Consider the following 15,764-nt stretch of genomic DNA (forward strand, 5'->3'; position numbering starts at 1 on the left):
GTTTCGATGAGTAGGTCATGTCGGTTGTCTCGTGATGGAATGGAGGCGAATCGATAGTGAAAACGGCCGGCCGCCGAGACAGCACTATCGTGACTTTACGGTTGCCTGACAAGCAACGATAATTGAGCGCTGACAAAAGAAAATCTTATGACCAAGCTCCGCCCTCATCTCCCGCTCAATGCCTTGCGCGCGTTCGAATCGTCGGCGCGCCACCTGAACTTCACGCGCGCCGGCCTCGAACTGAGCGTGACCCAGGCCGCGGTCAGCCAGCAGGTACGTTCGCTCGAGGAGCGGCTCGGCTGCACGCTGTTCACGCGGCTGCCGCGCGGCCTCGGGCTCACCGACGAGGGGCGCGCGCTGCTGCCCGTGCTGAGCGACGCGTTCAGCCGCATCGAGACGGTGCTCAAGCAGTTCGACGGCGGGCGCTTCCACGAGGTGCTGTCGCTCGGCGTCGTCGGCACCTTTGCCATAGGCTGGCTAATGCCACGATTGAAGCAGTTCGGCGATACGCACCCGTTCGTCGAGCTGCGGCTGCGGACCAACAACAACGTCGTCGATCTCGCCGCCGAGGGCCTCGACTTCGCGATCCGCTTCGGGGAAGGCAGCTGGCCGGCGACGCGCAACGAGCACCTGCTCGACGCGCCGCTCACCGCGCTGTGCGCGCCGGACATCGCGCGACGCCTCGCGCAACCGGCCGATCTCGCGAACGAAACGCTGCTGCGCTCGTACCGCACCGACGAATGGCTCGGCTGGTTCGACGCCGCGCAGCTCGCGCCATGGGCGGTCAACGGGCCCGTGTTCGATTCGTCGCGGCTGATGGTCGAGGCCGCGATGCAGGGCGCGGGCGTCGCGCTCGCGCCGGCATGCATGTTCGTACGCGAACTGCAGCTCGGCCTGCTCGCACGGCCGTTCGACGTCGACGTGCGCGCCGGCGGCTACTGGCTCACCTCGCTGAAGTCGAAGCCGCTCACGCCGGCAATGACGCTCTTTCGCGACTGGATCGTGGCCGAGGCAGCCGCCGCGGCGCAGGCCGAATGACACGGCCCCGCTTGTCCACAGAAAGTGTTGGCAAGGATGTGGATATCCTGGGTACCCGGGGCCTAAGCCGTTGATCGCGCACGAATTAGCGTGCGGACGCAGACATCGGGCAGCCCGTGTGCACGGGCTTCGCGAGCGGGCCCCTCGGAGGCCCGATCCTCAACTGTCGCGACGCAATCGATTGCGAGTTATCCACAGAATATGTTGGCAAGCCTGTGGATATCCCGCCGATGCGGCGCGTAACACGCTGATACAAAAGGGGATTCGATACAAGGACCTTGCGCGGTCAACCGTGTGGCACCGCACGCGCTTTCGCAGAGCATGCGCCGCACCTCCGGCCCGGGGCCGGACGGTTCTCCACAGATTGTGTTGGCAAGCTTGTGGATATCCTGCGCATCGGCCACCTAACTCATTGAGCGCACGGGGTTTTGTGCTTCGTCTGCAGAATCGGGCAGCGCCGGCGCAGCCCTTTCGGCCAACGCCGGCGCCAGCCGCGCATCAATGCCGGTCAAGCCCGCCGCGCAGTTCGCTCGCCTTGTCGCGCAGCGCCTCGTAACCCGAGCGCGCGTGCTCGGGCAGGTCGGGATCGCCGATCAGCGCGCCGAGCGTTTCGATCAGGCTGAACAGAATGCCTTTCGCCGCGCCGACCGCGATGCTCTGCGATTCGATCGACTTGTGCAGGTGGTCGACCGCCGCTTCCAGATTCTCGAGCTTGTGCTCGCCGTCGTCGGGCCGGTTGTCGGTCGTCATCGTCTACCTCCGCCATTGTTCAAGGGTCATGTCACGATTCTATGCCGCGTCGCGCGAACGTGGCGCGACATCGCGCAACGTTCGCGCGGCACCGCGCTACAGCACCGCGACCACCTTCACGCGGCCCGGCTGCTCCGCCGACGCGACGACCTGGCCGTCGACGCGGCGGAACGTGAGCGACACGGTTTCGTCACCGACGCGCAACGCGTCGATCCGCAGCCAGTCGACGCCTTCCGGCAGCATCGGGCGCTCGACGCGCACCTCGTGACGCGACGCGTCGATGCTCACGCCGAGGCAGGCCTGCAGCATCATGAACGGCGCGCCCGCCGCCCACGCTTGCGGCAGGCAGGCCACCGGATACGCAGTCGGCGGTTCGCCGCGCCGGCGCGGAAACCCGCAGAACAGCTCGGGCAAGCGCATCTCGAAACTCACCGCCGCCTCGAACAGCGCGCGCAGCAGGTTCACCGCGGCCGTCTTGTCGCCGTAGCGCGCGAGGCCGCGCGCGATCAGCGCATTGTCGTGCGGCCACACCGAGCCGTTGTGATACGCCATCGGGTTGAAGCGCGGCTGGCCGGCGGCCAGCGTGCGGATGCCCCAGCCGGTCTGGAACAGCGCCGAGCCGAGCACGCCGGCAACCGCCGCGCCGCGCTCGGCGTCCGGCAGCCCGAACGCGAGCAGGTGGCCTGCGTTCGATGCGAACACGCGGCACAGGTCGCCATGACCGTCGAGCGCGATGCCGTAGAAATCGCCTTCCGGCATCCAGAACAGCGCGTCGACCTGCTCGCGCAGCGCCTTCGCACGCAACGCATAACGCGTGGCGTCGGCCGCGTGGCCGCGCCGGTACGAGCACATCGACATCGCATCGAGCGCCGCGCACGCATACGCCTGCACTTCGACGAGCGCGATCGGCCCGTCCGGAAAGCGGCCGTCCGCATGGAACACCGAATCGTGGCTGTCCTTCCAGCCCTGGTTCGCGAGGCCGCGCTCCGACGTGCGCTGGTAATCGAGCAGTCCGTAAGGATTGCGGTCGCACTTGTCGATCACCCATTGCGCGGCGCGCTCGAGCGCGGGCCACAGTTCGTCGATCAGCGCATCGTCGCCGGTGCGTTCGACATACGCGCCCGCGAGCACGATGAACAGCGGCGTCGTATCGACACCGCCGTAGTACAGCGCGAACGGCACCTCGCCCGTCGCGGCCATCTCGCTGCGGCGGAACTCGTGCATGATCTTGCCGGGCTCCGCATCGCGAAACGCGGAAGTCTCGCGCGCCTGGTGCTCGGCCAGGAACCGCAGCACGCCGCGCGCGAGCGACGGCTGCAACCAGAGCATCTGCAACGACGTGATGACCGCGTCGCGGCCGAACGGCGTCGAGAACCACGGAATGCCCGCATACGGGTACGGCCCCGTGTCGAGCTGCGTCGTGAGCAGCCCGAGATCCGCGAGCGAACGGTCGAGCCACGCGTCGAACAGCGGATTGCCGGTGTTCACGCGCGCCATCGATTCGCGCCGCGCGCGCATTTCGCGGTGCACGCCGACGAGCGCGGTGCGCAGCGCAACGCGGCCGCATCCCGGCCCTTCTTCATGCGCCGGGCCGAGCGTCGCGTCGACGGTCAGGTAGATCGACACGCATGCCTGCGCGGCGATCGTCAGCGTGTAGTCGGCACGATCGACCGACAGCGCGTCGGGCGCCGGCGAGAAATGCACGGTCACGTTGCGCTCGACACTGTCGAGGCCGTCGTAGCGCAGGCGCACCGCGCCCGCGTCGACGCGCGGCGCCACCACGGTGCCGCGCTTCGGGCGCTGCGTGCCGCGCACCTCGAACATGTCCTTGAAATCGGCCGCGAACGACAGCGACAGCGGCACCTCGGCCTCGCTCGAGCCGTAGTTCGTCAGCGTCAGCGCTTCGTAAAGCACGTCGCCCGCGAGCACGCGTATCCGCTCGATGTGGATCACGCCCTCGGGCGTTTCGTGGCCGCCGAGCGGCGGCAGCGGGCGGTTCGTCAGGTGGGCGGTGAACGACGCGTTGTCGGCGCTCGTCGCGCCCGACAGCAGCGACGGCGCGCGGCCGCCGAACGTCAAGCGCCACTTCGACAGCACGCGCATGTCGTCGACGAACAGGCCGTCGTCATGACCGCCGATGTCGCCGAGCGCGTCGCTGACCACGAACGCGTTGCCGGATTTCAGCACGTACTGGTTGTTGCGCGCCAGCGCCTGCGGATCGGCTTCGGGTGCGATGAATGCGGGGCCCGACGCGGGGGTCGGGGCAGTTGGCGCAACCTGCGGCGCCTGGGTCGTCGTGGCTTCGGCGTGATTCGGCATCGATGCTCCTGTGTCGAGCGCGACGCGCGTGGCGCGCCGCGTGGTTCGCACAGGATAGGACAGAACGGGGAACGTGCGCAGCGACGCAAAGAGCGCGACGCCATGCGACGACGTTGCCGTCGCCGCCTGGCGTCGCTTACAGGCACATCAAATGCGGATCAGAATTTCCACAGTATGTTGCCGAGGATGGCGTTGTCGCGCACGCCGCTGCCGTACTGGCCGCTGTACGTGAGGCCGAGCGTCAGGCGCTTCGTGATGTTCGCGTCGATGCCGGCCTCGAGTACGGCGCTGTCGCGGGCAATCGGCACGCCCGACACCTGGAACGACGTGCCGCCGTTCGCGAACGTGAACGCCGACGACGGCCGCACGTTGCCGAACGCATGCCGCCAGCCGACCGTCCCGCGCGCGGTGAACGTGCCGCTCCCGATCGAGCCGAGCTGCGACGCCGCGCGCAAGCCGAGCGTCGAGAAGCCGACGTGGGTCGTCTCGCCGCCGGCGCGCAGTGCGGCCGCGCCCCCCGTTTCCGTATACCCGTCGGTATGCAGGTTCACATACGCGAGGCCCGCGAACGGTTCGATCGCCACGGGCCCGACCGGCAGCGCGTAGCCGACTTCGCCGAACACCTGCGCCGAATTCGCGTCGTAACCGGCCGAATCGTGATCGGAGAAGCCCGCGAAGCCCGGATTGCGGTCGCTGTTGATCCGGTACCACGTGTACGACGCGCCGCCGCGCACGCCGAGCGCACCGTACTGAGCGCCGCCGTACAGCGACAGGTAGTAGCTGTTCACCGACGCCGACGAACTCTGGGCGTTGTCGAGCGAGCTGTGCGTGACACCCGCGGCCAGACCCGCACGCCACTTGTCGTTGAGCGCCATGTCGGCACCGGCGATGAAGCCCGTCATGCTGCGGTTGATCGTCGACGCGTTGCCGTCGCCGGTGAGCCGGCTGCGGCCGCCGAACGCCTGCCCCCAGACCACCGGTTGATAAGGCGTGCCGCCGTAGCAGCCCTCGCGCGAGCCGATCCGGCGTTCCGGCGGCAGCGTCGCGTCGACCGCGCCGGCCGTGTTGTCGCCGCACAGCGCGGCACCGCCCGACGACAGCGCCGCGAGCGGGCCCGATCCGGGCGCGAGGCCCTGGCGGACGCGATCGGTCACCGCGTCGCGCACGTAGCGGCTGTCGAGCAGCAGCATGCTCTTCAGGCTCGCCTGCAGTTCGCCGTCGAGCAGCCCGTATGCGCGGCGTGCGGTCGGCACGTCGGTCGTCAGGACTGCGTCGTACAGCGGATTGCCGGCGCCGAGCCCGCCGAGCGCGGCCGCGACCGCGCGCTGGTTGGGCGTCGTCGCGACGTCGGGCAGCGACGTGCCGTTCTGGACCAGTCGCAGGTACACGTGATTCGGGTCGTAGCTGAGCGTCGGCATCAGGAACGCATAGTTCGCATTCACCTGGCTGAACGCGCCCTGCACGCCCGATGCCGCGGTCACGATCGTGTAGGTCGTGCTCGGCTGGTAGCCGCTCTGGTTCGCGAGCACCTGCACGGTGCCGCCGTTCAGCGTCGCCGTGCCGCCTGCCGCGAGGCTGCCGCTTTGCTGCGGCGAAGCCGCGACCTGGAACGTCGAGCCCGGCTGGAACGTGACGTTGCCGCCCACGTTCAGCGCCGCGCCCGGCTGCGACGCGGCCGCCGTCGCGCCGCCCTGCACCACGAGGCCGCCGATCGTGCCGGTGCCCGTGACCGTCGCGCCGTTCTGCACGGTGACGGTCGACTGGCCGAGCGACCCGTTGACGGCGAGCGTGCCCGCGCTGACCGTGGTCGGCCCGCTCAGGGTGCTGGTGCCCGTCAACGTCAGTTGCCCGCTGCCGGCCTGCGTCAGCGAGCCCGCACCGGACAGCACGCTCGCAATCGTCACGTTGCCGGATTGATTGACGATCAGCGCGCCGTTGTCGACGACATTGCCGGCGATGCTGCCCGACGTGCCGCCGTTGCCGAGTTGCAGCGTGCCGCCGGCCGCGATCGTGGTGCCGCCCGTGTACGTGTTCGCGCCCGTCAACGTCTGCACACCGGTGCCGGCGATCGTCACGCCGCCCGCACCGCCGATCGTCCCGCCGAACGTGCCGTTGCCGCTGCCGTTCAACGTCAGCGCATTGGCGCCGAGATTGATCGTCGCGCCGGTCGCACCGTTCAACGTGCCGATCGTCTGCGCGCCCGTCGCGGCGCTTACGTCGAACGTCGCCCCCGTGCCCGCGAGATTCACCGCGCCCGCCGACGCGAGGCTGCCGCCCGCACCCAGCGCCAGCGTGCTGCCGCCGTTGATCGTCGTGCCGCCGGTGTAGGTGTTCGCGCCCGTCAGCGTTTGCGTGCCGCTACCGGCAACCGTCACGCCGCCCGTGCCGCCGATCGTCCCGCCGAACGTGTTGTTGCCGCTGCCGTTCAGCGTCAGCGCATTCGTGCCGAGGTTCACGTTCGTGCCGCCCGTGCCGGCCAGCGCACCGATCGTCTGTGCGCCCGTCGCGGCGCTTACGTCAAACGTCGCACCCGTGCCCGCGAGATTCACCGCACTGCCCGAAGCCAGGCTGCCGCCCGCACCCAGCGCCAGCGTGCTGCCGCCGTTGATCGTCGTGCCGCCCGTGTAGGTATTCGCGCCGGTCAGCGTCTGCGTGCCGGCGCCCGCGAACGTCACGTTGCCCGTGCCGCCGATCGCACCGCCGAACGTGTTGTTGCCACTGCCGTTCAGCGTCAGGCCATTCGCGCCGAGGTTCACGTTCGTGCCGGTACCGCCGTTCAGCACGCCGAGCGTCTGCGCGCCCGATGCGCCGCCGAGGTTGAGCGTCGCGCCCGTGCCGGCGAGATTCACCGCGCTGCCCGACGCGAGGCTGCCGCCCGCACCCAGCGCCAGCGTGCTGCCGCCGTTGATCGTCGTGCCGCCCGTGTAGGTATTCGCACCCGTCAGCGTTTGCGTGCCGGCACCCGCGAACGTCACGCTGCCCGTGCCGCCGATCGTCCCGCCGAATGTCCCGCCGCTTCCGTTCAACGTCAGTGCGTTGCCGCCGAGGTTCACGTTCGTGCCGGTCGCGCCGCTCAGCGCACCAAACGTCTGTGCGCCCGATGCGCCGCTCACGTCGAACGTCGCACCCGTGCCGGCGAGATTCACCGCGCTGCCCGACGCGAGGCTGCCGCCCGCGCCGAGCGCCAGCGTGCTGCCGCCGTTGATCGTCGTGCCGCCCGTGTAGGTGTTCACGCCCGTCAGCGTTTGCGTGCCGGCGCCCGCGTACGTCACGCTGCCCGTGCCGCCGATCGCGCCGCCGAACGTGTTGTTGCCGCTGCCGTTCAGCGTCAGCGTATTCGCGCCGAGGTTCACGTTCGTGCCGGTACCGCCGGTCAGCACGCCGAGCGTCTGCGCGCCCGACGCGCCGCCGAGGTTGAGCGTCGCGCCCGTGCCGGCGAGGTTCACCGCGCTGCCCGACGCGAGGCTGCCGTTCGCGCCGAGTGCCAGCGTGCTGCCGCCATTGATCGTCGTGCCACCGGTGTAGGTGTTCGCGCCGGTCAGCGTTTGCGTGCCGGTACCCGCGTACGTCACGCTGCCCGTGCCGCCGATCACGCCGCCGAAGGTGCCGCTGGCCGTCCCGCTCAGCGTCAGCCCGTTCGCGCCAAGATCCACGTTCGTATTCGCCGCGCCGTTCAACGCGCCGATCGTTTGCGCACCCGATGCGCCGCTCAGGTTGAACGTCGCGCCTGCGCCGGCAAGGTTCACGGCACCGCCCGACGCCAGGCTGCCGTTCGCGCCGAGCGCCAGCGTGCTGCCGCCGTTGATCGTCGTGCCACCGGTGTAGGTGTTCGCGCCGGTCAGCGTCTGCGTGCCCGTGCCCGCGTACGTCACGCTGCCCGTGCCGCCGATCACGCCGCCGAACGTGCCGCTGGCCGTCCCGCTCAGCGTCAGCCCGTTCGCGCCAAGATCCACGTTCGTATTCGCCGCGCCGCTCAACGCGCCGATCGTTTGCGAACCCGATGCGCCGCTCACGTCGAACGTCGCGCCTGCGCCGGCCAGGTTCACGGCACCGCCCGACGCCAGGCTGCCGTTCGCGCCGAGCGCCAGCGTGCTGCCGCCGTTGATCGTCGTGCCGCCCGTGTACGTATTCGCACCGGTCAGCGTTTGCGTACCGGTGCCCGCGTACGTCACGCCGCCCGTGCCGCCGATCACGCCGCCGAAGGTGCCACTGGCCGTCCCGCTCAGCGTCAGCCCGTTCGCGCCAAGATCCACGTTCGTATTCGCCGCGCCGTTCAATGCACCGATCGTTTGCGCACCCGACGCGCCGCTCAGGTTGAACGTCGCGCCTGCGCCGGCAAGGTTCACGGCACCGCCCGACGCCAGGCTGCCGTTCGCGCCGAGCGCGAGTGTGCTGCCGGCGTCGATCGTCGTGCCACCGGTGTAGGTGTTCGCGCCGGTCAGCGTTTGCGTGCCCGTGCCCGCGTACGTCACGCTGCCCGTGCCGCCGATCACCCCGCCGAACGTGCCGCTGGCCGTCCCGCTCAGCGTCAGCCCGTTCGCGCCGAGGTTCACGTTCGTGCTGGCCGCGCCGTTCAACGCACCGATCGTTTGCGCACCCGACGCGCCGCTCAGGTCGAACGTCGCGCCTGTACCGGCAAGATTCACGGCACCGCTCGACGCCAGGCTGCCGTTCGCGCCGAGCGCCAGCGTGCTGCCGCCGTTGATCGTCGTGCCGCCCGTGTAGGTATTCGCACCCGTCAGCGTTTGCGTGCCGGCACCCGCGAACGTCACGCTACCCGTGCCGCCGATCGTCCCGCCGAACGCGTGGTTGCCGTTGCCGCTCAGCGTCAGCCCGTTCGCGCCGAGGTTCACGTTCGTGCTGGCCACACCGGTCAGCGCGCCGATTGTCTGCGCACCCGACGCGCCGCTCAGATTGAACGTCGCGCCCGCACCGGCGAGGTCCACCGTACCGGTCGACGCCAGGCTGCCGTTCGCGCCGAGCGCCAGCGTGCTGCCGCCGTTGATCGTCGTGCCGCCCGTATAGGTGTTCGTGCCGGACAGCGTTTGCGTGCCCGTGCCGGCCACGGTCAGGCCGCCGGTGCCGCCGATCGTGCCGCCGAAATTGCCGCTGGCGGTCCCGCTCAGCGTCAGGCCGTTCGCGCCGAGGTTCACGGCCGAGCCGGCCACGCCGCTCAGTGCGCCGATCGTCTGCGCGCCCGTCGCGCCGCTCACGTCGAACGTCGCCCCCACGCCGGCCACGTTCACCGCGCCCGTCGCCGCGAGGCTGCCGCCGGCACCGAGCGCCAGCGTGCCGGCGTTGATCGTCGTGCCGCCCGTGTAGGTGTTCGCGGCCGTCAACGTCGTGGTCGCCGCACCGTCCTTCACGAGACCGCCCGCGCCGGCGATGCCGCCGTTCAGCGTGAGCGCGTTGCTGCCGCCGAGCGTCAGCGTCGAACCATTGCCAAGATTGACCGCGTTGTTGACCGACAGGCTCGTGGTCGTGTCGAGCGTCGCCGCGCCGCCGACGTTCAGCGCGCCGGAACCGAGCGCCCCGCCGTTGCCGAGCACGAGGCCGCCGCTGTTCAGGTTCGTGCCGCCCGTATAGGCGTTCGCACCCGTCAGCGTCTGCGTGCCGGTGCCGGCCAGCGTCAGGCTGCCCGTGCCGCCGATCACGCCGCTGAAGGTGCCGCTGGCCGTCCCGCCCAGCGTCAGCCCGTTGCCGCCCATGTTGACGTTCGTCCCGGCCACCCCCGACAGCGCGCCGATCGTCTGCGCGCTCGTCGCAGCGCTCAGGTCGAGCGCCGCGCCCGCGTTGGCCAGGTTCACCGCGCCGGTCGCCGCCAGGCTGCCGCCCGCGCCCACCGCGAGCGTGCCGGCATTGATCGTCGTGCCGCCGGTGTAGGTGTTCGTCCCCGTCAGCGTCGTGGTCGCCGCGCCGTTCTTCACGAGACCGCCCGCGCCGGCAATGCCGCCGTTCAGCGTAAGCGCGTTGCTGCCGCCGAGCGTCAGCGTCGAACCGTTGCCAAGATCGACCGCGTTGTTGACCGACAGGCTCGTGTTCGTGTCGAGCGTCGCCGCGCCTGCGACGTTCAGCGTGCCCGTGCCGAGCGCCGCATTGTTGCCGAGCACGACACTGCTGCCGCCGTTCAGGTTCGTGCCGCCCGAGTAGGTGCTCGCGCCGTTCAGCGTCTGCGTGCCGGTGCCGGCCAGCGTCAGGCTGCCGGCGCCGCCGATCGCGCCGCTGAAGGTGCTGCTGGCGGTTCCGACGAGCGTCAGCCCGCCGTTGCCCATCGTGACGTTCGTCCCGGCCACGCCCGACAGCGCGCCGATCGACTGGGCGCCGGTCGCGCCGCTCAGGTCGAGCGCCGCACCCGCGCCGGCCAGGTTCACCGCGCCGGTCGACGCCAGGCTGCCGCCGCCGCTGATCGCCAGCGTGCCCGCGTTGATCGTCGTGCCGCCCGTGTAGGTGTTCGCGGCCGTCAACGTCGTGGTCGCCGCGCCGTCCTTCACGAGGGCGCCCGCGCCGGAAATGCCGCCGCTCAACGTGAGCGCATGGCTGCCGCCCAGTGTCAGCGTTGAACTGTTGGCCAGGTTGACGGCGTTGTTGACCGACAGGTTCGCGCTCGTATCGAGCGTCGCCGCGCCGCCGACGGTCAACGCGCCCGTACCGAGTGCCGAGTTGTTGCCGAGCACCAGGCCGCCCGCATTCAGCGTCGTGCCGCCGGCGTAGTTGTTCGCGCCGGACAGCGTCACGGTCGCCGCGCCGTTCTTCACGAGACCGCCGCCGCCCGAGACCGTGCCGCTCAGGCCGACATCGGCGCTGCCGACGAGCGTGAGCGTCGTGCCGGTGGCGACGTTGACATTGTTCGCGAGCGATACGTTGGCGATCGCATCGAGCGACGACGAGCCGTTGACGTTCACCGCGCCGATGCCGAGCGCCGTATTGCTGCCGACCGCGAGGTTGCCGCCGTTCAGGTTCGTGCCGCCCGAGTACACGTTCGTGCCCGTCAGCGTTTGCGTGCCGCTGCCGGAGAGCGTGATGCCGCCCGCGCCGCCGATCGAGCCGGCGTACGTCGCATTGACGGTGCCGTTCAGCGTCAGCGAATTGCCGCCGAGGTTCACGCTGGTACCGGCCGAGCCCGCCAGCGCGCCGATCGCCTGCGCGCCCGATGCGCCGCTCACGTCGAACGTCGCGCCGGCGCCGGTCAGGTTCACCGTGCCGGTCGAGGCCAGGCTGCCGCCCGCGCCCACCGCGAGCGTGCCGCTGTTGATCGTCGTGTCGCCGGTGTAGGTGTTCGCGCCCGTCAGCGTCAGCGTCGCCGCGCCGTTCTTCACGATGCCGCCGTTGCCGTTGATGGTGCCGGCCAGCCCGAGATTGTTGCTGCCGCCGACCGTCAGCGTGGTGCCGTTGGCGAGATTGACGTTGTTGGCGAGCGTCGTGTTCGTACTCGAGTCGAGCGAGGCCGGGCCGTTGACGTTCAGCGCACCGCTGCCGAGCGCCCCGTTGTTGCCGACGACGATGCCGCCGCCGTTCAGGTTCGTGCCGCCCGTGTAGCTGTTCGCACCGGTCAACGTCAGCGTGCCGCCGTCGTTCTTCGTCAGCGCGCCGCCGCCCGTCACCGCGCCCGACAGCGTGAGCCCGGTCGCGCCCTGCACCGTCAGCCCGCCCGCGCCGAGCGTCACGGTGTTGCCGACGTTGAGCCCGGCGGTACCCGCCTGCAGTGCGCCGCCGTTGGCCGTGACGTTACCGGTGCCGAGCGACGCGTTGTTGCCGATGATCGCGACGCCGCCCGACAGCGTCGTGTCCTGCGCGGTCGACGCGCCGTTGATCGTCCAGTTGCCGCTCTGGACGTCGACGTGATTGAAGTTGACGTAGTTGTTGACCGCGATCGTGCCGTTCGCGCTGGTGCCCTGCTTCAGGTTGAGCGTGTTGTCGCCGCCCGCGCCGCCGTCGACCGTACCCGTCGCCGCCACGTTGATCGTGTTCGGGCCGATCGTGATGTTGAACCCGCCGCCGGTGCCGCCCGCCGTATTGACCGACGAACCCGTCACGGCATTGAACGTGTTGGTGCTGTTCGCGCCCATCGACACGCCGCCGTTGATCGTGCCCGAGTTGGTAAACGTATTGCCCTGGCCGGGCGTGCCGTTCGAGCCGAGCGACACGCGACCGTTGATCGTCCCGCTATTCGTCATGTTGACCGTGGCGCCGCCGTACGCGGCCACCACGGGCGCGTCCGCGCCGACGAGGGTTGCGCCGACCAGCGGGTTCGAGCCGATCGTGCCGGTGTTGTTGATCGTCGACGTACCGCCCGTGCCGTTCTGGACCGACAGCGCCATGCCCGTCACGCCGCTGATCGCCACGCCGGTCGTGCCGTTCATCGTGCCGTTGTTGGTGACGCTGGTGCCGAGGCTCGCCGATGCATTGCCGATCACCGCACCGCTCGACAGCACGCCGAGCCCGGAACCGAGCGCGGACGGGTCGATCGTGCCGTTGTTGGTCAGTATGGTGTTGTTGCCGGTCAGCGACATCGCGGTGCCGCCGACGCCGAGCAGCACGCCGACGCTCGCACCGGGATTGACGGTGGCGTGGATGTTGTTCGCGCTGTTCGCATAGCTCGGCGCAAGCGGGTTGGCGACCCCGGAGCAGGTTACCGTCGTGCCTGCCGTGCTGCAGGTCGCCTGGGCGGGCACGATACCGGCGCCGGACAACGCCAGGAAAACGCCCGTCGGCAACAGCAATCTCGGAAACGGTTCGCCGGCTTTTTTCGAACGCGCAAGATTCATGCTTTCCCTCGTTATTGGAATTGGTATTACCGTGAAATCGGACGGCCGCCAGCATAAAATCGCGGACAAAAGCGTCCGCCCCGGCTGTCGCGATGCGACGTCGGTTAATTCATGGACGAATCTTTAATTGGCCCGGGAAGGCAGGCGTGAAACTAGCCGAATGACATGTCGATGGCCCCTGTTTTTCTGCAGCGATTTTCTGGTTGATTTGATCACCGCCCTGCTTTTGTCAGACAAGGCTATATCAAAAAAACAGGCTTTTCCAGTCGATCTTTTCCCCATTTGATCGAGGTCCGGCGGGCGCGCATTTTTTACTTATCGGAACGCGTCTTACAGGTAAATCCGTATTCCTTTTGCCAATTTCCCGGATATTTATTTACAGCAGCGAAAATGACGCATCCGTGAAAACACCGATATCCACGCGATTATCGCGGCCAGATTTTTTTGCAATGCAATATCTACATGCCCGGAAAGGATCGACGCACGATAATCCACTCGCCGTCATTCATCAGACGAAACGTCCGGCACTTCCAGGGTTACGTCGATGTTCGTCACGCGTCGACCGGAAAACCCGCACCGCGTGACGAAAACAGCCGTATCAGATAAAGCATCGGCCGGAACGAGACGGGCCGCGCATCGGGGTTCACCCACAACCGCACCGCATACACCGCGTAGGCCGGCACTTCGCGCCAGCTCGAATAGATGTCGCGCAACTGGAAACGGGCCGGATACGCGGCGGAGATGTTCGCCCGCGCGATGCCGACGCGCTCAAACGCGAGGCGCGCCCGCGCGAGGTGATAGAACTGGCTGACGATCAGCACGCGCGACACACGGTGCGCCTGCAGGTAAGCGAGCGTGTGCTGCGCCGTCGCGAGCGTGTTGTCGCCCTGGTCGTCCACTGCGATCCGGTCGGCCGGCACGCCGCGCGCCACCAGATAGTCGCGCATCGCGGTCGCCTCGTTCAGCCCGGGGCCGTCGATCGCGCCGCTGACCAGGAACGCCGGGCACTGCCCCGTGCGGTAGCAGCGCACGCCGACATCGAGCCTGGCGGCGAGTACGGGCTTCGGCGCGCCGGTCGCGTCGAGTGCATTGCCGAAGATCACGGCAACGTCGGCCGGCTCGCTCGGCATCCGCAGCCCGTGCGCGACGAGCGCAACGGCTGCGACGATCCACAGGCAGGCAACGATGGCCAGCAGGCGGCCTGTTCGGGCGAAGAAGCCCCGTTTGGTGCGGTTTTTCAAGGTTTTCGGTCTCTCAGGTCGTCGGGCTCGTCGGGCTCGCCGGGCATTTCGGCTTGCCGGCCCCGCGCGGGCGCGTAACGCTAGCACGGTGCGCGTTCGGGTGTCCACGCGGCGGACCGATGCCGGACGATGGCCGGCCTTCCGGCAAGTCGACCGGAGCAGCGTGCCCGGCGAAGCGGGCAGGCAATTGGAAAGGAAAAACCTGCGGAGATTTACGGAGATGGAAAGAATGTGAATGACCGTGCCGCGATGCACGGCCCAGCTCTAATCAGTCGACCGGGCACATCGCGAGCCGCCCCATCGCCTCGCCGGCGCCGCGCACCGCGCAGGTGGCCGGCTCGTCGGCGATCCGGGCGACGAGGCCTGTCTCGTCGTACAGCAGGCGCTCGAGATCCGCGAGCAGCGCGCCGCCGCCCGTCAGCACCACGCCGCGATTCGCGATATCGGTCACGAGCTCGGCCGGCGCGTTCTCCAGCACCGACTTCACCGCGCCGATCACCTGCTTGAGCGGCGCGACCAGCGCGTCCGCCACGTCATGGTTGGACAGCTCGATCGAGCGCGGCAGGCCGTCGCCGACGCTGCGCCCGACCGCGCGCGTCGACCTGCGCGGCACCGCGCTGGTGGCCGAGCCGATCGACTGCTTCACGTGCTCGGCCGTCTGCTCGCCGAGCAGCACGCCATACAGGTTGCGGACATGATTGACGATCGCCGCGTCGAACTGGTTGCCGCCGACGCGGATCGCCTCGCGGTAGACGATGCCGCCGAGCGCGATCACCGCGACTTCCGTCGTCCCGCCGCCGATGTCGACGACCATCGAGCCGACCGGCTCGGTCACCGGCAGGCCCGCGCCGAGCCCGGCCGCCAGCGATTCCTCGATCAGTTCGACCTCCGATACACCTGCCGCGAACGCGGCCTCGCGGAGCGCGCGGCGCTCGACGGCCGTCGCATCGGACGGCACGCACAGCGTGACCTCGACGCGGCGGCCGAAACGCGACCGCGTGCGCGACATGTCGATGAAGCTGCGGATCATCTGCTCGGCCGCGTGCGCGTCGGCGATCACGCCGTGCCGCATCGGCCGCACGGCTTCGAGATGCCCCGGTTCGCGGCCGAGCAGCGCCTTCGCGAGCTCGCCGACGGCCTCGAGCGTCGGCCGTGCGTCGGTCGCACCGGCCTTGCGGAAGCAGACGACCGACGGCTGGTTCAGCACCACGCCGCGTTCGTGCGTATAAATCCGCGTACTTGCCGTTCCAGGGTCGATCGCAACGGGTTGCGCAAACAACTTTCCGAACAGCGGTGTCGACATATCAAACCTTTGTAATCGAACGGACGCGGGGCAGCCGCGCCGCATTTCCGTGGCGCGGCCATGCCGCTCCATCACGGACTTAGCGGCAAATCGTTCCGATACTTTAGGCAATTCCGATGATTTTTTCGCGACGCAATTGTCAAATGTGCCGTTCCGGACACATCCGGCTACGCCACAGCCTCTCGCATTGCGTCTGTAAAACACGGTAATCTCTCGGTCTTGCCTGCTCCCGGCAGGCCTCAGACGCCCGATCACGCCAGGTATTTCCACCATGACAGCGACCGTTTCCTTCCGCTGGGCGCGGGTGCGCCCGCTTTGCACGACGCTCGTCGCCTTCTGGTGCTGCAC

6 protein-coding genes are annotated in these 15,764 nt (G+C 69.0%); 1 reads left to right on the forward strand and 5 read right to left on the reverse strand.

Features of this window, described 5'->3' with window-relative positions; translation table 11 throughout:
• The first annotated feature begins 147 nt into the window (after window positions 1–147).
• Entirely contained in the window at window positions 148–1,038 is an 891-nt protein-coding gene (penR, locus tag ABY44_RS32775; RefSeq protein WP_021158802.1) for a beta-lactamase transcriptional regulator PenR, read from the forward strand.
• Window positions 1,039–1,536: 498 nt separating this feature from the next.
• On the opposite strand, the gene ABY44_RS32780 is transcribed toward penR, so the two are convergent.
• The 5 genes from ABY44_RS32780 to ABY44_RS32800 form a co-directional block, all read right to left on the reverse strand.
• The gene (locus ABY44_RS32780; RefSeq protein WP_006482135.1) at window positions 1,537–1,788 is read right to left on the reverse strand and encodes a hypothetical protein; all 252 of its coding nucleotides are present in this window, start codon (window positions 1,786–1,788) and stop codon (window positions 1,537–1,539) included.
• A gap of 96 nt (window positions 1,789–1,884) precedes the next feature.
• Window positions 1,885–4,107, reverse strand: coding sequence for an amylo-alpha-1,6-glucosidase (locus ABY44_RS32785; protein ID WP_027789590.1), 2,223 nt, complete (start codon window positions 4,105–4,107; stop codon window positions 1,885–1,887).
• A gap of 158 nt (window positions 4,108–4,265) precedes the next feature.
• Window positions 4,266–12,872, reverse strand: a complete 8,607-nt coding sequence (locus ABY44_RS32790) for an autotransporter-associated beta strand repeat-containing protein (protein WP_431643322.1) — start codon at window positions 12,870–12,872, stop codon at window positions 4,266–4,268.
• A 551-nt stretch (window positions 12,873–13,423) separates the two neighbouring features.
• The gene (locus ABY44_RS32795) at window positions 13,424–14,113 is read right to left on the reverse strand and encodes a YdcF family protein (RefSeq protein WP_059492091.1); all 690 of its coding nucleotides are present in this window, start codon (window positions 14,111–14,113) and stop codon (window positions 13,424–13,426) included.
• A 268-nt stretch (window positions 14,114–14,381) separates the two neighbouring features.
• On the reverse strand, window positions 14,382–15,416 hold the full coding sequence (locus ABY44_RS32800; protein WP_027789592.1) for a rod shape-determining protein: 1,035 nt from the start codon (window positions 15,414–15,416) through the stop codon (window positions 14,382–14,384).
• Window positions 15,417–15,764: the final 348 nt, after the last annotated feature.

The organism is Burkholderia sp. ZZQ-2 (assembly GCF_050768715.1).
Lineage (GTDB): Bacteria > Pseudomonadota > Gammaproteobacteria > Burkholderiales > Burkholderiaceae > Burkholderia > Burkholderia cepacia.